The following is a 20,910-nucleotide window of genomic DNA, read 5'->3' as shown; positions in this document are numbered from 1 at the left end:
GATCGCAGCCTTCGGCAGCTCCTACAGGGGGTGTTGGCTGAATAAAAGCTGAACCATTCCCAAATACTCCACAAGTTTCAGACTTTGCTCTCATTCCAACTAATCGTTGGCGTCTTTTTCACAAAAAATTGATGGTTGCCTGCCTAAAGTTTGTCATGCCTTGGTTAATGAATTTTTCACAACTAACCGAGGGTTCTTTTCAGGAACTGCCCCTCATCATGTTGAAGTTAAAAGCCGTGCGCCCGGAATGGGTGACGTTGATTGCCAGCGCCTTTCTTTTGATCGGTTTTAACGTTGTGCTCTGGCAGCACCTGTTTGACATCACCGCGTCAGACGGCAAAGGCATTGCCATGCGCGTGGCGTTCGGGGTGATGATCTTCGCGGCGTTCAACATCGTGCTGACCTTTCTGGCCTTCCGCCCGCTGCTTAAACCGGTATTGACGCTGATGTTTTTGATCAGCGCTGGTGTGGCTTATTTCATGAGCCAGTATGGCGTCATGATTGACCCGGGCATGTTGCGTAACTTTGCCGAAACCAATGCCACGGAAGTGCGTGATCTGCTCTCGTTAAAGTTGTTTGTTTATATTTTCTTTCTCGGTGTTTTGCCGTCTTTATTGTTGTGGAAATTGCCGATTAATTATCGACGCTGGCACCGCGAATTGTTGAGCAAGGTTATTGTCAGTGTGGCGTCGGTGGCGGTGATTGGTGGTGTGGCATTGGCCAACTACCAGGGTTTGTCATCGTTGTTTCGTAATCACCACGAAATTCGCTTGATGCTGGTGCCGAGCAACTACATTGGTGCGGCGGCCGGTTACCTGCGTGAGCAAGTGGTTTCGGCGCAGCAACCGTTCGTCAAAATCGGCGAAGACGCCGAGCGCAATCCAGATGTAAAACTTGAGCCGCGCAAATCCCTGACTGTATTGGTGGTCGGCGAAAGTGCCCGCGCCGAGAACTTCGGCATCCTCGGCTATAACCGTGACACCACACCAAAACTCGACAAGGAAACCGGGCTGATCGCATTTACCGACGTGCATTCCTGCGGCACGGAAACTGCCGTCTCGGTGCCGTGCATGTTCTCTAACATGGGCCGCAAGAACTACGATGCGAGCAAGGCAAAGAACGAGGAAGGCCTGCTCGACGTACTCAAACGGGCCGGCATCGATGTGATCTGGCGCGATAACCAGTCCGGCTGCAAAGGCACGTGTGATCGCGTCACCGTGCAGGATGTCAGCAACCTGAAAGACCCGGCACTGTGCGCCAACAGCGAATGCCGCGACGAAATCCTGCTGCAAGGGCTGCAAAGCTTTATCGATCACCTGGACAAAGACACCGTGCTGGTTCTGCACCAGATGGGCAGCCACGGTCCGGAATACTTCAAGCGTTATCCAAAAGAGTACGAGCACTTCACGCCGGTCTGTGAAAGTAATGCCCTGAACAATTGCAGCCGCGAAAGTATCGTCAACGGTTACGACAACACGCTGGTGTACACCGACCATGTGCTGTCGAGTCTGATCGATGTGTTGCGCAACAATCAGGACAAAGTCGATACCGCGATGTTGTACCTGTCCGATCACGGCGAGTCGCTGGGTGAGTACAACCTGTTCCTGCATGGCACGCCGTATATGCTGGCGCCGGAACAACAGAAGCACGTGGCGATGCTGGCGTGGTTCTCCGACAACTATCAAAAGTCCTACTCGGTCGACACCCATTGCCTGCAAATGAGCCGCGATAAACCGCTGAGTCAGGACAACCTGTTCCACTCGATGCTCGGTTTGCTCGAAGTGAAGAGTTCGGTGTATCAACCGGATCTGGACATGTTTGCCGGTTGCCGCGGGTCAGTGATCGACGGCGTGCTGGCCAAGGACTGAAGCATTCCCCTGTAGGAGCTGCCGCAGGCTCGGGCCGCGATCGGACGATCTTTTGATCCTGTTTTTGAAGATCAAAAGATCGCAGCCTGCGGCAGCTCCTACAGGTGATGGCCCCGTTTGATCCTTCTGTCAGACTATTCTTGCCAATTGGCAGGACATTTCGTTACAGCTCTTGCCCTTCGCAGGCGCGTAAATCGCCGGTGGCGATATATACTGCGCGCCATTCTTCAAGGGAGAGCCGTGTGGCCATCGATATTCACTGGATTCGCGACAACGAAAGCCTCGCGCAGTTTTGCGCCGAGTGGCAGCAGCTGCCGTTCGTTGCCCTCGACACCGAATTCATGCGGGTCGACACCTTCTACCCGATTGCCGGCCTGTTGCAGATTGGCGACGGTAAACGCGCCTACCTGATCGATCCGCTGACCATCAATGCCTGGCAACCGCTGGCAGCACTGCTGGAAAATCCGGCGGTGCTGAAAGTCCTGCACGCCTGCAGCGAAGACCTCGAAGTGCTATTGCGTCTGACCGGTAGCCTGCCGGCGCCGATGTTCGACACACAATTGGGCGCGGCTTATCTGAACCTCGGTTTCTCCATGGGCTACTCGCGTCTGGTGCAAGCGGTGCTGGGCATCGAACTGCCGAAGGGCGAAACCCGTTCCGACTGGTTGCAGCGTCCGTTGTCCGACACGCAGATCAGCTACGCCGCTGAAGATGCCGTGCATCTCGCGGAAGTTTTCGTACAGCTGCGACCGAAGCTGTCCGACGACAAGTTCGCCTGGGTGCTGGAGGACGGCGCCGAACTGGTGGCCAACCTGCGCCGCGAAACCGATCCGTACGAGGTTTACCGCGAAGCCAAACTGGCGTGGAAACTCTCCCGTGCACAGCTCGCGGTATTGCGTGAGCTGTGCGCATGGCGTGAAACCGAAGCGCGTGCCCGTGACTTGCCGCGCAACCGCATCGTTCGTGAGCATTCGCTGTGGCCGTTGGCTCGCACGCAACCGGACAACCTCGCCGCGCTGGGCAAGATTGAAGACATGCACCCGCGTACCGTGCGTCAGGACGGTCAATTTCTGCTTGATCTGATCAAGCGCTCTGGCAGTGTGGGCCCTGATCAATGGCCGCCTGCCGTGCCGGAGCCGTTGCCGATCGAAGCTGCTGCGTTGATCAAACAACTGCGTGCGCTGGGTCAGGCCGAGGCCGAGCGCCTCGATATCGCGCCGGAACTGATGCTACGCAAGAAAACCCTCGAAGCGCTGGTCAAAAGTGGCTACCCCGAGGGTCCTTACCAATTGCCTGAGTCGCTGCGTGGCTGGCGCCGCGAACTCATGGGTCAGACGCTGCTCGACAGCCTGGCCACCGCCGGAGAACAGCCTTGAAACGTATTTGTTCCATCTACCAAAGCTCGAAGCGCAGCGGCATGTACCTTTACGTGCTGAAAAGTGATGCACTCGAGCGCGTGCCGGAAGCGCTGATGCTGGCGTTCGGCAAGCCGAAACATTCATTTGACCTGGTGCTGTCGCCTGAGCGCAAATTGGCCAGCGAAGACATCGTCATCGTGCTGGAAAACCTCGACAAGCAGGGCTATCACCTGCAAATGCCGCCGGCCGAGGACGAGTACATCGAGCACTTGCCCGAAGAGTTGCTGCGACGCAACGACCCGGTCTGATCTGCGAGGCCCTGTTCTGGGCCTCGATTAACCCAGGAACTGTTTTTACCGCGACGGTCGCCCGACATCCGGCGACCGTCTGCACGGTTTGCGAAAGGTTTGAAGATGCGCGTTCTGATTGCCGAACACGACCACGCGATATACGCCCGGCTGCTGCGTCAGGCAGTGCCCGAGCTTGAAGTGCTGACCAGCGGCGACTCCGCCGAACTGGCGCGGCTGGCCGCTGATTGCCCGGTGTGGCTGGGGCAGCCGGATCTGCTGGCGACCCTGTTGCGTCAGGGCCACCAGCCACAATGGCTGCAATCGACCTGGGCCGGCATCACGCCGCTGCTTGCCGATGGCTTGCGCCGCGATTATCGCCTGACCCGCGCCGTAGGCATTTTCGGCCAGGTGATGGCTGAATACGTTTTGACCTACATGCTCGGTCACGAGCGCGAGGTATTGGCGCGACTGGTCAGCCAGGTTGAGCGCAAGTGGGACAACCGCACCGGCCAGAGTCTGGTCGGGCGCAAAGTCTTGATCGTCGGAACTGGCGACATCGGCCAGAGCGTGGCGCAGTTCCTGTTGCCGTTCGGCGTCGAGTTGTACGGCATCGCCAGCAGTGCTCGCGAGCAGGCGCCGTTCGTTGAAGTCGGTTCGATGGCGGATCTGCCACGGCTGGTTGGCGAAGTGGATTACGTGGTCAATCTGCTGCCGAACACCGAACATACCCACGATATCTACGACGCGGCGCTGTTCAAGCAATTCAAGCCGACCGGGTTGTTCATCAACGTCGGGCGCGGTGTGGCCGTGGTTGACGCGGATCTGGTCGAGGCGCTGAAGGAGGGGCACCTGGCGGGCGCGGTAATCGACGTCTGCCGTCAGGAGCCGTTGCCGCAACGTCACCCATTCTGGACGGCGTGGGGCTTGCTGCTGACCGGGCACAGCTCGGCACCGACTTCACCGGCGCTGATGGTGCAGCTGTTTGTCGACAACCTGAAGGCGTATCAGGCGAGCGAGGCGTTGCGCGGGGAAGTGGATTTCAATCGCGGGTATTGATTCACCACAAACAATGTAGGAGTGAGCCTGCTCGCGATAGCGGTGTAACAGTCAATGATGATTTTGAATGTTACGGCCTCATCGCGAGCAGGCTCACTCCTACAATTGGTTTTGCGGTGTGGCTTAGAGGGTGAAGTCGCCTTCAGCCGCCAGTTCGCTCAGCGGACGACGCGGGCTTGGCTCTTCGCGTGCTTGCAGGTAGTCCGCCAGCGTCGCCTTGTCCCCCAGCTTGCCTACCGCAACAGCGGCATGCAGCGCATAACCTTCAGGAATATTCAGCTCCTTGCGCGTCAGCTCCTGATCGAAGCCGGCCATGCCGTGGGTGTGCCAGCCGCTGATACTCGCTTGCAGCGCCAGATGGCCCCACGCCGAACCCGTGTCGAAGGTGTGCCACAACGCCGGGGTTTCTTCGGTCGCGCCCGGTGCCGTGAAGGTGGTTTTCGAAATCACGATCACCAGTGCCGACGCATGCTGCGCCCAGCTACGGTTGAATTCATTGAGCAGGCCCAGATAACGCTGCCAGTTCGGCGTGTCGCGGCGCGCGTAGAGGAAGCGCCATGGCTGCGAGTTGTACGCCGACGGTGCCCAGCGGGCGGCTTCGAAGAAGCTCAGCAGGGTCTCTTCCGGGATCGCTTCGCCGGTGAAAGCGCGCGGCGACCAACGGTCGGTGAACTGCGGGTGAATGGCGTATTCGGCAACGCGAGGGTTGGCACTCATCAAGAGATTCCTGGCTACGTTTGAGTAAATGAATTCGAGGCAAAACCCTACTCGGCAGCGCTGAGGCTGACAAGCGCGATTTACCGACAGTCGCCAGCGCTTGGCCCGCGCGGCCCGGGGCACTAGACTGGCGGCCTTTCACCACCTGATGTTGATGCTTGAGCCATGGCCGCCGAAGTCGAACCGTTCTGGAAACACAAAACCCTTGATCAACTGGATCACCAGGAATGGGAATCGCTGTGCGACGGTTGCGGCCTGTGCTGCCTGCAAAAACTCGAGGATGAAGAAGACAACAGCGTCTATTACACGCGCATCGCCTGCAAACTGCTGGATCTGAACACCTGCCAGTGCAGCGATTACCCGAATCGCATCAAGTTTGTCCCGGACTGTATCCAGCTCACCCCGGGCCAGGCCGAAGAATTCAAATGGCTGCCGCCGACCTGCGGTTATCGACTGGTCAGCGAGGGCAAGGATCTGCCGTCGTGGCATCACTTGGTGAGTGGTGATCGCGATGCGGTGCACCACGAACGAATTTCACAATCTGGGCGTATGCTCGCCGAAGGCAGCGTGCCGGAAGACGACTGGGAAGATCACCTGATTTTCCGCGCTGGCTAACGGGATAACCTGTAGCGAGGGAGCTTGCTCCCGATATTGAGTGCGCAGCACTCACACAATAATTCTGACTGCCACAAGGAGTGGGTATGGCTGCGGGTTTGCTGCGAGCGTTGCTGATCGGCCTGCTGATGTTCAGTGCGCCCGTCTGGGCAGCAAAAAAAGTCGATCTCGATTACCACATACGCCTGTTGCCACAGAGCGATCAGGCCGAAGTGCGCCTGACCCTGGCCAAAGGCGAAGCCGTGCGCAGCCTCGATTTCGACCTTGGCGACGGCAGCCATTACAGCGACTTCAAAGCCGATGGCCAATGGCTGCTGACTCCCGGCAAACACGCGCGCGGCGTCTGGCGCCCGACCAGTGCCAAGGCCAGCCTGACCTACCGCGTGCGCATCAGCCACGGCCGCAAAAACGGCAGCTTCGACACCCGCATGACGCCGAGCTGGGCGCTGCTGCGCGGTGATGAACTGGTGCCGCCGGCCAAACTCGATCAGCAGGACGGCACGGAACTGGTCTCGCGCCTGCAATTCGAATTGCCCGATGGCTGGAAAAGCGTCGAAACCGCTTGGCCAAGAATCGGCAAAAACAAATTCCGCATCGACAACCCTTCACGCCTGTTCGACCGCCCCACCGGCTGGATGCTCGCCGGCAAGCTCGGCAGCCGTCGCACGCGTCTGGGCGAAACCGAAGTCACCGTCGCCTCACCGCAAGGGCAGGGCATGAGGCGCATGGACGTACTGACGTTGCTGACCTTCGTCTGGCCGCAGGTGCAGGCGGTTTATCCGCGTCATCCGGCCAAGCTGCTGATCGTCGGTGCCAACGACCCGATGTGGCGCGGCAGCCTCGGTGCGCATGAATCGATCTACGTGAACACGCGCTTGCCGCTGGTCAGTGAAAGCGGCAGCAGTGCGCTGATGCGTGAACTGGCGCAGGTGTTTGGGCGGATCAACGACGAGCAGCGCAGCGACTGGATCAGCGAAGGCTTTGCCGAGTATTACGCGATCGAACTGCTGCGCCGCGCCGGTGGCATGAGCGATGAGCGCTATCAGAGTTTGCAGGCGAAACTGGCCAGGGACAGCCAGAAAGTCACGACGCTGCGCGGTGAGCAGATCAGCCCGGCGCAGGTGGCAAAAGCGGTGATTGTGTTGCAGGAACTGGATCGCGAGATTCGTTTGAAGACCCGCAATAAACGTTCGCTGGATGATGTGTTGCGCGGGGCGATGCATTTGGGGACGGTAAGTACTAAAGAGTTTGTGCAACTGGCTGAGAGTGTTCTTGGCGAGTCTTCCAAAGTCCTTAAGAACGACTTACTGCAATAAGATCAAAAGATCGCAGCCTGCGGCAGCTCCTACAGGGGAAACGTATTCCAAATGTAGGAGCTGCCGCAGGCTGCGATCTTTTGCTTTTAAACCCCGGCTTTCGGCGATTTCACCGAATCATTCCCGGTCACTGTCGCCGAGCTGGTCGCCGCTTCGGCATTCGCCTTCAGCTTGCTCAACTCTTCCCCGGCACGTTCGATTTTCGCCCGCACGTTGTTCATGTCCTGACGGCTTTTCTCGATCAGGCTTTTCACCGAGCTGTGCCCGGTAATACCGCGCGCCATGGCCACGCCGCCAATCGCCACCTGAATCAAACCGAACACACCGCCACGGCGCAGGCCCTTGCCGACCATGATCACGCCACCGGCCAGCGAGCCGATGCGCTCCCAGCCTTCGACGTTCTGCTCGGAACGGCTCTGAAACGGGGTGGATTCGATACGTTCGACGCGTTTGAGCTCGGTCATGATCTTTCTCCAGGCTATGAGTAATGGATAAATAAGCTGACTGCGCGAGCGGTCAGCTTGTTCCATCGGATGTGCGACGCTTCAGCGGAATTTTGGCCCGGAGCGGGTGTTCAGGCCTTTGGCCATGCGGTCGTAGAGCACGACGTTGACCGTGGCGGCGAGGTTCATGCAGCCGGTGGTCGGGATGTACACGACGTCTTCGCACCAGTCGCGGATTTCTTTATCCAGCGAACCGTCTTCCGGGCCGAAGATGTACAGGGCGCGATCCGGATGAGTGTATTCCGGCAGCGGGCGGGCGCCCTCGACCAGTTCCACGGCGACGGGCACGCAGTTGAGCGGGAGGATCTTTTTCAGATCATCGATGCCGATCAGCGGGATGTCGTAGTGCACGCGTTTGGTGTCGGTGACGAAGTCGGCGGCGCGTTCATAACGCTTGCCGGTGTAGAACACCGAGGCCACGCCATAGCAGCCTGCGGCGCGCATCACCGAACCGACGTTCTCCGGTGACTTGGGGTTATACAAACCAATGCAGCTGTACCGTTTGTCTGCCACGAGCGGGGTGCCTTCGGGAAAAAAGAGCGCGATTATACGGGGATAAGATCAAAAGATCGCAGCCTTCGGCAGCTCCTACATTTGGATGGCGTACACCCTGTAGGAGCTGCCGAAGGCTGCGATCTTTTGCTTTTTAATCTTCTTTCTTCATCAACCCGGCAAGGGCGGCAAACGGGTTGTGCGTGGCCTTGGCGATCTTCGGCGTGCTCAGCGAGCCTTCGCTGAAGTACTGCTGATCGGTATAGCGCGAGTGCTCGTTATCGTGGCAGTACAGGCACAACAGCTCCCAGTTCGAGCCGTCCTGCGGGTTGTTGTCGTGGTTGTGGTCGCGGTGGTGCACGGTCAGTTCGCTCAGGCGTTTGCCGGAAAACTCTCGGGTGCAGCGGCCACAGACGTGCGGGTACATCTTCAGGGCTTTGTCGCGGTAGCCCATTTCCTTGTCGCGCTGGTTGTCGGCGAGGATGCGATCCAGCTTCGACGTGTTGGTTGGGGTGGACGAACTCATGGGTTCACCTTTGTAAAAGACTAATGACGGTTATGGGCAGAGTTTAGCTCAGCCCTTGAGCTTCTCGGCAATCCAGATTGTGTGGCGCGTGCCCTTGTTGCCGTGGGCGAAGACCTGAACTTCTTCGGCCTTGAAACCGGCCTTCTTCAATTTGTCGGAAAACAGCCGATCAGCGCTGGCCGACCACACCGCCAACACGCCTTTCGGGCGTAGGGCCTTGGCGCAGGCATTCAGACCAGCGGCCGAGTACAGCCAGCTGTTGGCCTTCTGCGTCAGACCTTCGGGGCCGTTGTCGACGTCGAGCATGATCGCGTCGAAACCATTCGGCTCGCTTTGCAGCACTTTGGCCACGTCTTCCTGACGGATGACGGTGCGCGGATCCAGCAGCGGACGACCGGACTTCTCGCCGAGCGGGCCACGGTTCCACTCGACCACGCCGGGCACCAATTCGGCGACCACCACTTCGGCGGTCTTGCCCAGATGCTTGAGCGCGGAGGCGAGGGTGAAGCCCATGCCCAGACCGCCGATCAGCACCCGCGAATCCGGCCGCCCGGCGACTTTGCGGCAAGGAATCTCGGCCAACGCATCTTCGGAGCCGTGCATGCGCGTGTTCATCAATTGCCCGCCGTCGCCGCCCTGAATCTTGATGACGAAGTCCTCGCCATACTCGAACAGGCACAGGGCACCGCCGCTTTCGGGAATCGGGGTGGTGTCGAGCAGAACGAAACGTTTCATGGAAATCTCTACAAGGGGGAAGGCAAGCGGGCCCGTTGGGAGTAGCCTGAGCGCAGACTAGAGGCCAAACGGAGCCCTTGATGAAGCGCACCATTCTAACGGTCATTGCCCTGGCCGCGCTCTCGATTACTGCAGTGCAGGCGCAGCAGACCATTCCGGTCAGCCCGACGCCGCAGCCCGGCGCACCCGGTACCGCAACGCCGACACCGTATCCGCAGATCACGCCGATCAACATTCCCAAGTCAGGCGCCGGCAGTGGCAGCCCGCCGCTGGTGCCGATTGAAATGCCTACGCCGCCAAGCAAGGATCAGCCAGTCCCGGGCATTGAACCGAGCGGCAGCAAGGCCAAATCGCCTGGCGGTTAGACCTGTTGCGCCGCCAGCTGGCCGTCGGCCATGCGCAGGCGTTTCGACAGCGAGACGGCGAGGGCGCGGATGATTTTCGCGGCGATCTTCGGCGCGTCGTTGAGCATTTTTTCCAGCGAGTCCTTGCCGAGGTTCAACAGTTGGCAGTTGCTCGCAGCGATGCAGGTGGCTGAGCGCCGTTCGCCGTCGAGCACGGCCATTTCACCGAAGGCGCGGCCGCTGCGCAGGGTGGCCATGGTGATGACCTGGCCGTCGGGCCCGGTTTTCTGCACGGCGACCTGGCCGGTGTGGAGGATGCACATGAAACTGCCGGCATCGCCCTCGCGGAAAATCGCCTCGCCTTCCGCCACAGTGCTGATGCTGAAGTAGCCCGAGGCGGCGGCGAAGTCGGCCAGTTGCAATTGATCGAACAGGCCACAGTCCATCAGCCAGTCGCGGATTTCATTGTTCAGGAAGGTCGGTTCTGACATGTCGGTGCGGTCTTATTCTGTTGTCTCAGTATCAGGCTCTACACAGTCCCCTGTAGGAGCTGCCGAAGGCTGCGATCTTTTGATCTTGCCCCTCAAAAAATCAAGATCAAAAGATCGCAGCCTTCGGCAGCTCCTACAGGGATCAGTGGGGTATCGGCCTCTTGGGTCTGGAATTAAGACCCAAGTGACCGACGGAGTTCCTCAGGCCAGGCCCAAAACCTTGAAGACAAATGCATATTCGAGCGCTACGTCACGTAATCCCTGATAACGCCCGCTCATCCCGCCATGCCCGGCGCCCAGCTCAGTCTTGAGCAGCAGCAAATTGTCGTCGGTCTTGCTCGCGCGCAGTTTCGCCACCCACTTGGCTGCTTCCCAATATTGCACGCGGCTGTCGTTGTAGCCGGCGATCACCAGTGTCGCGGGATATGCCTGTGCACTGACATTTTCGTACGGCGCGTACGCCTTGATCCGCTCGTAAACTTCCGGCTCTTCAGGATTGCCCCACTCGTCATATTCAGTGACGGTCAGCGGCAGCTCCGGGTCGAGCATGGTGTTGAGCACGTCGACGAACGGCACTTCGGCAATCGCCACGCCGAACAGATCCGGACGCTGATTCAATACGGCGCCAATCAACAGACCGCCGGCGCTGCCGCCGCTGATCGCCAGTTTTTCGGCCGTGGTAATGCCGTTGAGGATCAAGAATTCGGCGCAGGCGATGAAGTCGCTGAAGGTGTTCTGTTTGTGTTCCTGCTTGCCGGCGCGATACCACGCTTCCCCCAGCTCACCACCGCCGCGCACGTGGGCGATGGCGAAGGCCATGCCGCGATCGAGCAGACTCAAACGCGCGTGGGAAAACCATGGATCCAGGCTCGAACCGTAAGCGCCATAACCGTACAGATACAGCGGCACCGGTTTGCCGAGCATTTCGCGCTTCATCACCAGGCTAATCGGCACCTGCGTGCCGTCCGGCGCGGTGGCCCACAGGCGCTGGCTGACGTAAGCGTCGGCGTCAAACGGGCCGAGTACCGGAGTTTCTTTCAGCACGGTTTGTTCGCCAGTGGCGAGGATCAACTGGCGTACCTGAGCCGGGCGATTCAACGCTTCGTAGCGCAGACGAATACGATCGCTCTCGAATTCCAGGCTGTTTTGCACATAGAGGCTGTAGGCCGCGTCTGGTAATTGCACACGATAAGGCGCCAGGCCTTGTGGGTGAACTTCGATGATCGGCAGACCACCTTCGCGCAGGCTCAGGGTCATGGCTTCGGTGTTGAGGCTGACGCCGTCGAGCATCACCGTGTCGCTGTGCGGGATCAAGTTCTGCCACTCGGCTTCAGTCGGCGCAATGCCGGTGTCCGGCGCCTGATACAGCGCGTAGTTGATGCCGTCGCGGTTGGTGCGGATAAACCATGTCCACGTGCCATCGAGCAGGCCGTGATCGACGTCGTACTCGTGATCTTCGACCCGTGGCGCCAGGCAGGTGAACGGCAAGTGCGGCTGATTGGCATCGAGCACCCAGACTTCGCTGGTGGTCTTGCTGCCCAGCGACAGCAGCAATTGCTGCTCGGAACTGGAACGGTAGCAATGCAGGAAAAAGCGACCGTCCGGCTCATTGAAGACTTCTTCAGCGGCGGTGCCATCGAGGCGATAGCGCAACAGTTTGTGCGGGCGGTGGGTGTCATCGAGTTCGCCGAAGAACAGGGTCAGGCTGTCGTTGGCCCAGGTCATGCTGCCGTCGCAGTCTTCGAATTCCAGCTCACTGACCTTGTCGTTGGACAGTTCTTTGACGAACAGCGTGTAAATCTCATCGCCCGTGGCGTCGACGCTGTAGGCCAGACGCTGATGATCGGGGCTGATGCTGAACGCGCCCAGCGAAAAGAAACCGCCATTGGCCAGCACGTTCGGGTCGAGCAACAGCTGTTCGCGACTTTCATCAAGGGTCAGGCTGTCGTCGGCCGGACGCGGGCAGCGGTAGTGCCGCGCGTATTCGTCGCCAGCGGTGGTGCGCGTGTAATACAGGTACGGGCCCCACGGCGAGGGCAGGGACAGGTCGGTCTCGAGAATCCGGCCCTTGATCTCTGCGAACAGGGTCTCGCGCAATTCGGCTTGATCGGCGGTTTGCGCTTCCTGCCAGGCGTTTTCGGCTTTGAGGTAATCGAGTACTGCGTCGGTGTCGCGTTCCTGCAGCCAGGCATACGGGTCGGCGCCGGGCGCCTTGTGGGCAATCGGAGCACTGCTGACGTTGGCGGATTGGGGCATGGAAGGCTCTCGAACAATGTACGGAATAGGGGTTTTCGCAAATCCTGGAAACACTGCAACCTCTGTAGGAGTGAGCCTGCTCGCGATGAGGCCGGCAGCTTCAACATCAATGTCGACTGGCAGTCCGTCATCGCGAGCAGGCTCACTCCTACAGGTCTTGTGTCTATTGGGACAAGCCGGACGGGCGAAAAGTCGTTACTATAAGCGCCTCTTTGCCTGCCTTGCCATGGACACCATGACCGAGAACGACTATCTGATCGCCTGGGGCCTCTACGCCTTTGCCGCCGTAGGCTGCCTGTTGGTATGGATGCGCCTGACCACCTGGATGTGGCGCTACCTGCGCGAGCCGCTGCGGGTGCTGATGGCGGTGTTGCTGTTCAGCCCGACCATCATTGACCCGGTGAAAGCCAAAGTTGCGCCGTCTATCGCCATTACCGCGCTGGATCTGGCGTTCAAGGTCGGCAACAACGCGTGGCGAGCGATCTCCGATCTGTTCATGTACAGCATGATCGCCCTCGGTATTTACCTGATCTTCGTGTTGATCCGTCTGCCAATCGAACGCGCGTCCCGTGCTCGCCGCGAGCAGGCAGAAGCCGCCAAAGCTGCCGCCCGTGCCGATGATCGCGATGACGATCAACCGTTCGGCGGCGTCGGCGATGACCGCTACGGTCGTCCGCCCGTCCCGAGCAATCCGCAGCGCACGCGGGTCGAGCCGCGCCTGTAATCCCGAGAGTCCGCACATGTGTGAATTACTGGGCATGAGTGCCAACGTGCCGACCGATATCGTGTTCAGCTTCACCGGCCTGATGCAGCGTGGCGGGCGTACCGGCCCGCACCGCGACGGCTGGGGCATCGCGTTTTACGAAGGTCGCGGCTTGCGCCTGTTTCAGGATCCGGCGGCCAGCAGCGAGTCGGAAGTCGCCAATCTGGTGCAGCGCTATCCGATCAAAAGCGAAGTGGTCATCGGCCACATTCGCCAGGCCAACGTCGGCAAAGTCTGCCTCTCCAACACTCACCCGTTCGTCCGCGAACTGTGGGGCCGCAACTGGTGCTTCGCGCACAACGGTCAACTCGCCGATTTCACCCCGATCAAAAGTTTCTACCGCCCGGTCGGCGATACCGACAGCGAGGCGGCGTTCTGCGATTTGCTCAACCGCGTGCGTGCAGCCTTTCCGGAACCGGTCGATATAGAAGAACTGTTGCCGGATCTGGTCGCCGCCTGCGCCGAATACCGCAGCAAAGGCGTGTTCAACTGCCTGCTCAGCGATGGCGACTGGCTGTTCTGCTATTGCTCGACCAAACTGGCACAAATTACTCGACGCGCACCGTTCGGCCCGGCGCGCTTGAAGGATGTCGATGTGATCGTCGATTTCCAGGCGGAAACCACGCCCAACGACGTGGTCACCGTGATTGCCACCGAACCGTTGACCGAAAACGAAACCTGGACCCGCTACGAACCGGGCCAATGGAGCCTGTGGCGACGCGGCGAATGCGTCAGCCAGGGTAAGACCGAATAAGGATTGCGCGCCATGTTGCTCAGTTATCTACGGCTGGTGTTGTTCGCGGCGGGCCTGTTGATCGGTGTCCAGGTGCCGGGCTTCATCAACGATTACGCAAAACGCGTCGAAGCGCATCTGATTGAAGCGCAGACCGGTTTGCGCGGTTTTCAGGGCACGGCTGATCAGTTTTTCAAAGGCGATATGCAGGCGCTGGTCGCGCATTATCGCGCCAGTGAAGATCCGATATTCCGTAGCGATGCGGATAGCCTGAACACTTTGCTCACCCGTCAGGTGGCGTTGGACAAGCAGTTCCAGGCGATGCAGGGCCCTTGGTACATCCGCTTCCTGCAAGTGGTGCTGGCGGCGGATCCGGACATTCGCAAGGAAACCTGGAATGGCTACAGCTATCAGATTCTGCTGACGCCGGAAGCGATGATCTGGGGCATGAGCGGCGCGCTGTTGCTGTCGTTCGGGATCGAATGCGTGTTCCGTCTGATTGACTGGGTCGTGCTCGGCGGCCGACGTTTGCGCCAAAGCCGCCCGATCGAAGACCGCGACGTGCGCGGCCTCTGATGATCGTTCCCACGCTCTGCGTGGGAATGCAGCCCGGGACGCTCCGCGTCCCAAAGCGGACGCGGAGCGTCCATTGAGGCATTCCCACGCGGAGCGTGGGAACGATCATGTAGGAGCTGCCGAAGGCTGCGATCTTTTGCTGTTAAGGAGTCAAAACCACATACCCATCACCAACCTTCTGCGCATACCCCGCCAACACCTGCTGACACAACGTCACAATCTCCTCGACCCACTCAACCCCCACCCGCCACGACACCACCACCTGCAAATCCGGTGGCCGCTGATCGATGTTCAGCAAGGTCAATTCCCCCCGCGCCAGTTCCTCCGCCACCAACACCGGCGGCAGCACGCCAATTCCGAATCCATCGCGCAACAATCGCGTGATCGCCGACACCGAATTCACGCAATTCAAACGCGGCGCCATCACGCCGTTCGCCTGCATCAACGCCAGTAGATCCTGATGTGGTCGGGAGTTTTTCGAGTAGGTGATGATGCGTTCCTGCGCCAGTTCAGCGAGGTCGGCGTAGTCGCGGTTGTAGATCGAATTACTGGCGACGATCCAGCCCAGCGGATGGCTGGCCAGTTCCAGGCTGCGCACACTTTCGTGGCGCACCAGATCGGTTTGCAGAACGATATCGAGAAAACCTTTTTGCAGCTGATCGCAGAGGTTCAGCGAGGTATCCGCCACCAGCTCGATTTCCACGCGCGGGTACAGATCGGTCATCTGCGCCACCAACGGGCTCAGCCACGTGTGGATCACCGTGTCCATCACGCCGATGCGCACGCGGCCGACCTTGCTTGAGCGAGTCTCGATCGACTGCTTCAGCGCTGACATGGTGTCGAGCATCTGCTCGGCATAGTCGAGCACTTTCAGGCCCTCGGGCGTCAGGCTGACACCGCGCGAATCACGCAGAAACAGCTTCACCCCCAGCTCGCCCTCCAGCACCGCAATGCGGCTGGAAATCGATGCCTGGGTGGTGAACAGCTTGTCGGCGGTCAGGCGAAAACTCTTCAGGCGGGCGACCCAGACAAAGGTCTCGAGAAACTTCAGGTTCATGGGCAAGGCTCGGGTGACAAATTTTTCTTATGCCTAAGGCGGGGTTTTATTCGTTGGACGCAGCACGCCCGGGCGACGAAAAATCGGCGCATCCGGTTCCCACGATAGGCGTCGTCGGGGCTACGAACAAGACCAATAAAAAACCTGCGGAGATAAGCCATGAGTGCTCCCGACACCCTAGAAGCATCCCCGGCACCGGCGCGTCCGGGGCCATTCGACTGGTATCGCAACATCAACCAGCAGGAGCGCCGCACCTTCTGGAGCTGCAAGATCGGCTACGGTCTGGACGGCATGGACACGCAGATGCTCAGCTTCGTCGTGCCGACGCTGATTGCAATGTGGGGCATCACCACCGGCGAGGCCGGGCTGATTCACACCAGCACCTTGATTGCTTCGGCGATTGGCGGGTGGGTCGCCGGGATTCTCTCCGACCGCATCGGCCGCGTGCGCACCCTGCAACTGACGGTGCTGTGGTTCGCCTTCTTCACATTTCTCTGCGGTTTCGCGCAAAACTACGAACAACTGCTGATCGCCCGCACCTTGATGGGCTTCGGTTTCGGCGGCGAATGGACGGCAGGCGCGGTGCTGATCGGTGAGGTGATCCGCGCCAAGGATCGCGGCAAAGCGGTGGGCATGGTGCAATCCGGGTGGGCGCTGGGCTGGGGGCTGACGGCGATTCTGTACGCGCTGCTGTTCTCGGTGTTGCCACCGGAAGACGCCTGGCGCGCGCTGTTCATCCTCGGCATCGTACCGGCGATTTTTGTGATTTTCGTCCGCCGTCTGGTCAAGGATCCGGAGATCTATCGCGAAGCCAAGGCCCGGCAAACGCCGGAGAATCAATCGAAATTTTACGAGATCTTCGCGCCGGGCATGCTCTTCACCACGTTCCGCGCTTCGCTGCTGACCACCGGTGCGCTGGGCGGTTATTACGCGATCACTTCCTGGCTGCCGACCTTCCTCAAGAACGAACGCGGTTTGAGCGTACTCGGTACTGGCGGTTATCTGGCGATGGTGATTGTCGGCTCTTACGTCGGTTACGTGATCAGCGCCTATCTGACCGATCTGCTTGGCCGCAAAAAGAATTTCATTCTGTTCGCGGTCGGCTCGTTCACCATCGTTTTGCTCTATACGCAATTGCCGGTAAGCAACGGCGTAATGCTGTGGCTGGGCTTCCCGCTGGGCTTCTTCGCCTCAGGGATTTTCAGCGGCATGGGCGCGTTTCTCACTGAGTTGTTTCCGACGCGGATTCGCGGTTCGGGGCAGGGTTTTTGCTACAACATCGGGCGGGCGCTGGCGGCATTGTTTCCGCTGCTGATCGGTTTGCTTAGTCAGACCGTGCCATTGAGTGTCGGCATTGGTGCTTTCGCGGCGGTGTCTTACGGCGTGGTGATTATCGCGGCATTGAGCCTGCCGGAAACCCGTGGCAAGCAACTCGATGCGCAGTAACTGATAACCTGCCAGGCACAGTCCTACAGATAAAAAGACAAGCCCCTACAGGAGTGTTCACCGTGAGCCGCCTGCTATTGAATTGCGACATTGGCGAGAGCTTCGGCAGCTGGACCATGGGTCTGGACGCCGAGGTCATGCCCTTCATCGATTGCGCCAACATCGCCTGCGGTTTCCATGCCGGCGACCCGAGCATCATGCGTAAAACCGTCCGCCTGGCGATGAGCCACGGCGTAAAAATCGGCGCGCATCCGGCTTATCAGGATCTGGTAGGTTTCGGCCGCCGTTCCATGGCGTATTCGGCGCAAGAGCTGCAAGACATCCTGCATTACCAGATAGGCGCCCTCGACGGCATCTGCAAGGCGCAGGGAGGCGAGGTCAGTTACGTCAAACCGCACGGCGCGATGTACAACGACATGATGACCAACCCGGCGCAATTGCGTGCGGTGATTCAGGCCGTGGCCGCTTACGACAGCAGCCTGCCGCTGATGTTGATGGCCACTCGCGACAACTCGGCCGCGCAGCAGATCGGTGATGAATATGGCGTGACGTTGTGGTTCGAAGCGTTCGCCGACCGCGCCTATGACAGCGCTGGCAAACTGGTTTCGCGACAACTGCCGGGGGCGGTGCATCACGACCCTGAAAAAATCATCGAGCAAGCGCTGACCATCGCCCGTGGCGACAATCTCACCGCCAGCGATGGCAGTGCGTTGCGCCTGCACGCCAACACCCTCTGCGTGCACGGCGACAACGCCAGTTCGGTGGCCGCCGTGCAGCGCATTCGCGAGGCCTTGAATCAGCAGGACGCGCAATGAACCCAAGGATTGAAGTGGTGGCACTGGATTGCCTGATGCTGCGTCTGTTCGATGAAATCGCTGAGGCCAACATGCCGTGGATGCTCGCTGCCAGTGAGCGTTTGCGTTCGGTGTTCGGCGCGCAATTGATCGATCTGGTGCCGTCGTACACGACGCTGATGGTGCATTACGATTTGACGGTTTTGAGCCCGAATCAGGCGCGGGAATTGATCGCTGAGGCGCTGATTGATTTGTCGCCGAACTCACGATCTGCCGGTCAGTGTCATGTGCTGCCGGTGTGGTATGACTTGAGCGTCGGGCCTGAATTGAGCTTGCTGGCTGCGCGCAGTGGGCTGGCGCTGGAGGAGGTGATTCGTCGCCATAGCGGCCGCGAATATCAGGTATTCGCTCTCGGCTTCGCGCCGGGTTTTGCCTTTATGGGTTTGGTCGAAGAAATCCTCGCGGCGCCACGTTTGAACACGCCGCGCAAGAAAGTCGCCGCTGGCAGCGTCGGTATCGCTGAGCGGCAAACCGCAGCCTATCCCGTGGTCTCGCCCGGTGGCTGGAATCTGATCGGTCGTACGCCGGCGAAACTGTTTGACCGTCATCGCGATGGCTACAGCCTGATGCAACCCGGCGACACCGTGCGTTTCGAAGCCGTGAGCCATGCCGAGTTCATCAATCTGGGCGGCGACGACACGCCACTGGAGGCGCAGGCATGAGCCGATTGACGATTGAGGCGAGTACGCCGCTGTGCCTGTTGCAGGACGCCGGGCGATTTGGTGTGCGGCATCTGGGCGTGACTCAGGGCGGCGCGGCGGATTGGAATTCCATGAGTTGGGCCAATTGGCTGCTGGGCAATGGGCTGGATGTAGCGGTGATCGAAATCACTCTCGGCGGGTTTGCGGTGGTGGCGGAAGAGGATTGCTTGCTGGCGCTGGCCGGGGCGGATCTTGGCGCGCAGGTTGATGGTCAGCCGTTGGCGCCGTGGCGCAGTTTCAAATTGGGCAAAGGGCAGAAATTGCAGTTCACGCAACCGTTGCTCGGTGCCCGGGCGTATCTTGCGGCGCCCGGTGGCTTTGACGCGCCGAAAGTGTTGGGCAGCAGCGCGACGGTGGTGCGCGAAGAACTCGGCGGGCTGGATGGTTTGGGCTTGCCATTGGCCAAGGGTTTGACGCTGAGTTACCACGGGGAATCGCTGTGTGTTCGCGAAGTGCCTGTGGCTTTACGGCCGGATCTGAAATCGAATGCGCCGCTGGATCTGGTGCTCGGCGCACAGATCGGCCAGTTCAGCGGGCAGAGTCTGTTTGATGTGTTTAACAGTGCGTGGACGCTGGACAGTCGCGCGGATCGCATGGGCATTCGTTTGCTCGGCAAGGCGTTGGAATATCAAGGCCAACCGATGATTTCCGAGGGGATTCCGTTGGGCGCGGTGCAGGTGCCGCCGGATGGCCAGCCGATTGTGTTGCTCAATGATCGGCAGACGATTGGTGGGTATCCACGGTTGGGCGCGTTAACGCCGCTGGCGTTGGCGCGGTTGGCGCAGTGTTTGCCGGGGACGCAGGTGCGGTTGCGGCCGGTGGTGCAGGATGTCGCACATCGCGAACATATCGAGTATTTGCAGAGATTTGGCTGAAGATCAGAAGATCGCAGCCTGCGGCAGCTCCTACAGGGGAACGCGAATTTGATCGTTCCCACGCTCCGCGTGGGAATGCCGCCCGGGACGCTCCGCGTCCCTGTGACGCAGAGCGTCACTGGATGCGTTCCCACGCAGAGCGTGGGAACGATCTGGTCGTCATTTGGACAAAAACCGCATCCCTTCCTCAAGCCCACGCAACGTCAACGGATACATCTGATCCTCGATCAAATCCCTGACGATATTGGTCGACGAGGTATACCCCCAGGTATCTTTCGGATACGGATTGATCCAGATGAGCTTCTTGTACTTCTCCATAAACCGCTGCATCCACACATAACCCGGCTCTTCGTTCCAGTGCTCGACACTGCCCCCGGCCTGGGTGATTTCATAAGGCGCCATCGCCGCGTCGCCAATGAAAATTACCTTATAGTCAGCGCCGTACTTGTGCAGAAGATCCTGGGTAGAGGTGCGCTCGGAAGTGCGGCGCATGTTGTTCTTCCACACCGATTCGTAAACGAAGTTGTGGAAGTAGAAGTACTCCAGATGCTTGAACTCGGTCTTACAGGCCGAGAACAACTCCTCACAGATCTTCACGTGCGCGTCCATCGAACCGCCGATGTCGAACAGCAACAACAGCTTCACCGTATTGCGCCGCTCCGGGCGCATCTGAATGTTCAGCAGGCCCGCGTCTTTGGCGGTGTGATCGATGGTGCCGACGATATCAAGTTCTTCCGCCGCGCCCTGGCGAGCGAATTTACGCAGACGACGCAGGGCAACCTTGATGTTGCGCGTGCCCAGTTCCACCGAGTCGTCGAGATTCTTGTATTCGCGCTGATCCCAGACTTTTACCGCTTTGCCCTGACGCTTGCCGGCATCGCCCACCCGAATGCCTTCCGGGTTGAAGCCGCCGGAGCCAAACGGGCTGGTGCCGCCGGTGCCAATCCATTTGTTGCCGCCGGCGTGGCGTTCCTTCTGTTCTTCCAGACGTTTTTTGAATTCTTCGATCAGCTTGTCCAGGCCGCCGAGGGACTGGATCTGCGCGCGTTCCTCGTCGCTCAGCGAGCGCTCGAACTCCTTGCGCAGCCACTCTTCGGGAATCAGCGCCTGTAAGTGATCGTCGAGCTTTTCGAGGCCATTGAAGTAGGCGCCGAACGCACGGTCGAACTTGTCGAAATGGCGCTCGTCCTTCACCAGAATCGCCCGCGACAAGTAATAGAACTCGTCCATGTCGGCGAAGGTCACGCGCTGTTTCAGCGCGTTGATCAGGTCGAGCAGTTCGCGCACCGACACCGGCACCTTGGCGGCACGCATTTCATTGAACAGGTTGAGCAACAT

At 59.6% G+C, this 20,910-nt stretch carries 23 protein-coding genes; 14 read left to right on the top strand and 9 right to left on the bottom strand.

Translation table 11 applies throughout. The features are described 5' to 3' along the window. Positions 1–218: 218 nt before the first annotated feature. From ACIP66_RS16575 to ACIP66_RS16560, 4 genes are all read left to right on the top strand, one after another. On the top strand, positions 219–1,868 hold the full coding sequence (locus tag ACIP66_RS16575; protein WP_400649202.1) for a phosphoethanolamine transferase: 1,650 nt from the start codon (positions 219–221) through the stop codon (positions 1,866–1,868). Between the two features lie 242 nt (positions 1,869–2,110). Further along, positions 2,111–3,244 (top strand): ribonuclease D, encoded by a 1,134-nt coding sequence (rnd, locus tag ACIP66_RS16570; RefSeq protein WP_212545197.1) that lies wholly within the window; start codon positions 2,111–2,113, stop codon positions 3,242–3,244. Continuing rightward, on the top strand, positions 3,241–3,534 hold the full coding sequence (locus tag ACIP66_RS16565) for a YcgL domain-containing protein (protein WP_053118098.1): 294 nt from the start codon (positions 3,241–3,243) through the stop codon (positions 3,532–3,534). The genes rnd and ACIP66_RS16565 overlap by 4 nt, the downstream gene beginning before the upstream one ends. 105 nt (positions 3,535–3,639) lie before the next feature. Then, complete coding sequence (locus tag ACIP66_RS16560; RefSeq protein WP_212550556.1) at positions 3,640–4,572, top strand: D-2-hydroxyacid dehydrogenase; 933 nt, start codon at positions 3,640–3,642, stop codon at positions 4,570–4,572. Positions 4,573–4,695: 123 nt separating this feature from the next. Here ACIP66_RS16560 and ACIP66_RS16555 read toward each other — a convergent pair whose 3' ends face one another. Next, complete coding sequence (locus ACIP66_RS16555; protein WP_053118102.1) at positions 4,696–5,289, bottom strand: nitroreductase family protein; 594 nt, start codon at positions 5,287–5,289, stop codon at positions 4,696–4,698. A gap of 165 nt (positions 5,290–5,454) precedes the next feature. Here ACIP66_RS16555 and ACIP66_RS16550 point away from each other — a divergent pair, with 165 nt between their 5' ends. Together ACIP66_RS16550 and ACIP66_RS16545 are read left to right on the top strand one after the other, a co-directional pair. Then, entirely contained in the window at positions 5,455–5,904 is a 450-nt protein-coding gene (locus ACIP66_RS16550) for a YcgN family cysteine cluster protein (RefSeq protein WP_400649197.1), read from the top strand. Between the two features lie 86 nt (positions 5,905–5,990). Continuing rightward, on the top strand, positions 5,991–7,220 hold the full coding sequence (locus tag ACIP66_RS16545) for a hypothetical protein (protein WP_400649194.1): 1,230 nt from the start codon (positions 5,991–5,993) through the stop codon (positions 7,218–7,220). 86 nt (positions 7,221–7,306) lie between these two features. Here the strand turns inward: ACIP66_RS16545 and ACIP66_RS16540 are convergent, their stop codons facing one another. The 4 genes from ACIP66_RS16540 to ACIP66_RS16525 all read right to left on the bottom strand — a co-directional run bounded on the left by ACIP66_RS16540 (position 7,307) and on the right by ACIP66_RS16525 (position 9,476). After that, complete coding sequence (locus ACIP66_RS16540; RefSeq protein ID WP_008087099.1) at positions 7,307–7,684, bottom strand: DUF2892 domain-containing protein; 378 nt, start codon at positions 7,682–7,684, stop codon at positions 7,307–7,309. A gap of 81 nt (positions 7,685–7,765) precedes the next feature. Beyond that, positions 7,766–8,236, bottom strand: coding sequence for an RNA methyltransferase (locus tag ACIP66_RS16535; protein ID WP_007911337.1), 471 nt, complete (start codon positions 8,234–8,236; stop codon positions 7,766–7,768). Between the two features lie 133 nt (positions 8,237–8,369). Then, the gene (locus ACIP66_RS16530) at positions 8,370–8,741 is read right to left on the bottom strand and encodes a YajD family HNH nuclease (RefSeq protein WP_007911336.1); all 372 of its coding nucleotides are present in this window, start codon (positions 8,739–8,741) and stop codon (positions 8,370–8,372) included. A 48-nt stretch (positions 8,742–8,789) separates the two neighbouring features. Continuing rightward, a complete protein-coding gene (locus ACIP66_RS16525) occupies positions 8,790–9,476 on the bottom strand; it encodes a spermidine synthase (protein WP_007911335.1) in 687 nt (228 codons plus the stop codon). Positions 9,477–9,556: 80 nt separating this feature from the next. On the opposite strand from ACIP66_RS16525, the gene ACIP66_RS16520 reads away from it, so the two are divergent. Next, the gene (locus tag ACIP66_RS16520) at positions 9,557–9,841 is read left to right on the top strand and encodes a hypothetical protein (protein WP_053118110.1); all 285 of its coding nucleotides are present in this window, start codon (positions 9,557–9,559) and stop codon (positions 9,839–9,841) included. Here the strand turns inward: ACIP66_RS16520 and ACIP66_RS16515 are convergent. After that, complete coding sequence (locus ACIP66_RS16515; protein ID WP_008085900.1) at positions 9,838–10,311, bottom strand: Crp/Fnr family transcriptional regulator; 474 nt, start codon at positions 10,309–10,311, stop codon at positions 9,838–9,840. The two genes, ACIP66_RS16520 and ACIP66_RS16515, sit on opposite strands and share 4 nt — an antisense overlap. A gap of 201 nt (positions 10,312–10,512) precedes the next feature. Beyond that, positions 10,513–12,567 (bottom strand): S9 family peptidase, encoded by a 2,055-nt coding sequence (locus ACIP66_RS16510; RefSeq protein ID WP_400649190.1) that lies wholly within the window; start codon positions 12,565–12,567, stop codon positions 10,513–10,515. Positions 12,568–12,793: 226 nt separating this feature from the next. Here ACIP66_RS16510 and ACIP66_RS16505 point away from each other — a divergent pair, with 226 nt between their 5' ends. Genes ACIP66_RS16505 through ACIP66_RS16495 form a run of 3 tightly spaced genes read left to right on the top strand, consistent with a single transcriptional unit; the run spans position 12,794 to position 14,639 of the window. Continuing rightward, a complete protein-coding gene (locus ACIP66_RS16505) occupies positions 12,794–13,291 on the top strand; it encodes a hypothetical protein (protein WP_053118114.1) in 498 nt (165 codons plus the stop codon). A gap of 16 nt (positions 13,292–13,307) precedes the next feature. Continuing rightward, a complete protein-coding gene (locus ACIP66_RS16500; RefSeq protein ID WP_053118116.1) occupies positions 13,308–14,084 on the top strand; it encodes a class II glutamine amidotransferase in 777 nt (258 codons plus the stop codon). A 12-nt stretch (positions 14,085–14,096) separates the two neighbouring features. Beyond that, on the top strand, positions 14,097–14,639 hold the full coding sequence (locus tag ACIP66_RS16495) for a DUF2937 family protein (RefSeq protein WP_053118118.1): 543 nt from the start codon (positions 14,097–14,099) through the stop codon (positions 14,637–14,639). Positions 14,640–14,781: 142 nt separating this feature from the next. Here ACIP66_RS16495 and ACIP66_RS16490 read toward each other — a convergent pair whose 3' ends face one another. After that, positions 14,782–15,696: a LysR family transcriptional regulator gene (locus tag ACIP66_RS16490; protein WP_212550551.1), complete on the bottom strand. Its 915-nt coding sequence runs from the start codon at positions 15,694–15,696 to the stop codon at positions 14,782–14,784. A gap of 159 nt (positions 15,697–15,855) precedes the next feature. Here ACIP66_RS16490 and ACIP66_RS16485 point away from each other — a divergent pair, with 159 nt between their 5' ends. The 4 genes from ACIP66_RS16485 to ACIP66_RS16470 all read left to right on the top strand — a co-directional run bounded on the left by ACIP66_RS16485 (position 15,856) and on the right by ACIP66_RS16470 (position 19,572). After that, on the top strand, positions 15,856–17,142 hold the full coding sequence (locus ACIP66_RS16485; RefSeq protein ID WP_053118122.1) for an MFS transporter: 1,287 nt from the start codon (positions 15,856–15,858) through the stop codon (positions 17,140–17,142). 62 nt (positions 17,143–17,204) lie between these two features. Next, positions 17,205–17,957: a 5-oxoprolinase subunit PxpA gene (locus tag ACIP66_RS16480; protein ID WP_400649186.1), complete on the top strand. Its 753-nt coding sequence runs from the start codon at positions 17,205–17,207 to the stop codon at positions 17,955–17,957. Further along, complete coding sequence (gene pxpB / locus ACIP66_RS16475) at positions 17,954–18,658, top strand: 5-oxoprolinase subunit PxpB (protein ID WP_400649184.1); 705 nt, start codon at positions 17,954–17,956, stop codon at positions 18,656–18,658. Before ACIP66_RS16480 ends, pxpB begins: the two co-directional genes overlap by 4 nt. Beyond that, entirely contained in the window at positions 18,655–19,572 is a 918-nt protein-coding gene (locus ACIP66_RS16470) for a biotin-dependent carboxyltransferase family protein (RefSeq protein ID WP_400649182.1), read from the top strand. Before pxpB ends, ACIP66_RS16470 begins: the two co-directional genes overlap by 4 nt. Before the next feature lie 159 nt (positions 19,573–19,731). Here ACIP66_RS16470 and ACIP66_RS16465 read toward each other — a convergent pair whose 3' ends face one another. Then, positions 19,732–20,910 (bottom strand): VWA domain-containing protein, encoded by a 1,179-nt coding sequence (locus ACIP66_RS16465; RefSeq protein ID WP_400649180.1) that lies wholly within the window; start codon positions 20,908–20,910, stop codon positions 19,732–19,734.

The sequence above is a fragment of the Pseudomonas sp. NPDC088429 genome, assembly GCF_044753305.1.
Lineage (GTDB): Bacteria > Pseudomonadota > Gammaproteobacteria > Pseudomonadales > Pseudomonadaceae > Aquipseudomonas > Aquipseudomonas rustica.
Note: the sequence above shows the minus strand (reverse complement) of the source record. Positions and strands in the feature narration are given on the sequence as shown.

Bases quoted from the DNA above. Each gene is read 5' to 3' on its own strand.
- ACIP66_RS16575 (WP_400649202.1), top strand. From the start codon at position 219: ATGTTGAAGTTAAAAGCCGTGCGCCCGGAATGGGTGACGTTGATTGCC.
- ACIP66_RS16560 (WP_212550556.1), top strand. From the start codon at position 3,640: ATGCGCGTTCTGATTGCCGAACACGACCACGCGATATACGCCCGGCTG.
- ACIP66_RS16555 (WP_053118102.1), bottom strand. From the start codon at position 5,289: ATGAGTGCCAACCCTCGCGTTGCCGAATACGCCATTCACCCGCAGTTC.
- ACIP66_RS16550 (WP_400649197.1), top strand. From the start codon at position 5,455: ATGGCCGCCGAAGTCGAACCGTTCTGGAAACACAAAACCCTTGATCAA.
- ACIP66_RS16545 (WP_400649194.1), top strand. From the start codon at position 5,991: ATGGCTGCGGGTTTGCTGCGAGCGTTGCTGATCGGCCTGCTGATGTTC.
- ACIP66_RS16540 (WP_008087099.1), bottom strand. From the start codon at position 7,684: ATGACCGAGCTCAAACGCGTCGAACGTATCGAATCCACCCCGTTTCAG.
- ACIP66_RS16530 (WP_007911336.1), bottom strand. From the start codon at position 8,741: ATGAGTTCGTCCACCCCAACCAACACGTCGAAGCTGGATCGCATCCTC.
- ACIP66_RS16525 (WP_007911335.1), bottom strand. From the start codon at position 9,476: ATGAAACGTTTCGTTCTGCTCGACACCACCCCGATTCCCGAAAGCGGC.
- ACIP66_RS16520 (WP_053118110.1), top strand. From the start codon at position 9,557: ATGAAGCGCACCATTCTAACGGTCATTGCCCTGGCCGCGCTCTCGATT.
- ACIP66_RS16515 (WP_008085900.1), bottom strand. From the start codon at position 10,311: ATGTCAGAACCGACCTTCCTGAACAATGAAATCCGCGACTGGCTGATG.
- ACIP66_RS16510 (WP_400649190.1), bottom strand. From the start codon at position 12,567: ATGCCCCAATCCGCCAACGTCAGCAGTGCTCCGATTGCCCACAAGGCG.
- ACIP66_RS16505 (WP_053118114.1), top strand. From the start codon at position 12,794: ATGGACACCATGACCGAGAACGACTATCTGATCGCCTGGGGCCTCTAC.
- ACIP66_RS16500 (WP_053118116.1), top strand. From the start codon at position 13,308: ATGTGTGAATTACTGGGCATGAGTGCCAACGTGCCGACCGATATCGTG.
- ACIP66_RS16495 (WP_053118118.1), top strand. From the start codon at position 14,097: ATGTTGCTCAGTTATCTACGGCTGGTGTTGTTCGCGGCGGGCCTGTTG.
- ACIP66_RS16490 (WP_212550551.1), bottom strand. From the start codon at position 15,696: ATGAACCTGAAGTTTCTCGAGACCTTTGTCTGGGTCGCCCGCCTGAAG.
- ACIP66_RS16485 (WP_053118122.1), top strand. From the start codon at position 15,856: ATGAGTGCTCCCGACACCCTAGAAGCATCCCCGGCACCGGCGCGTCCG.
- pxpB (WP_400649184.1), top strand. From the start codon at position 17,954: ATGAACCCAAGGATTGAAGTGGTGGCACTGGATTGCCTGATGCTGCGT.
- ACIP66_RS16470 (WP_400649182.1), top strand. From the start codon at position 18,655: ATGAGCCGATTGACGATTGAGGCGAGTACGCCGCTGTGCCTGTTGCAG.
- ACIP66_RS16465 (WP_400649180.1), bottom strand. From the start codon at position 20,910: ATGTTGCTCAACCTGTTCAATGAAATGCGTGCCGCCAAGGTGCCGGTG.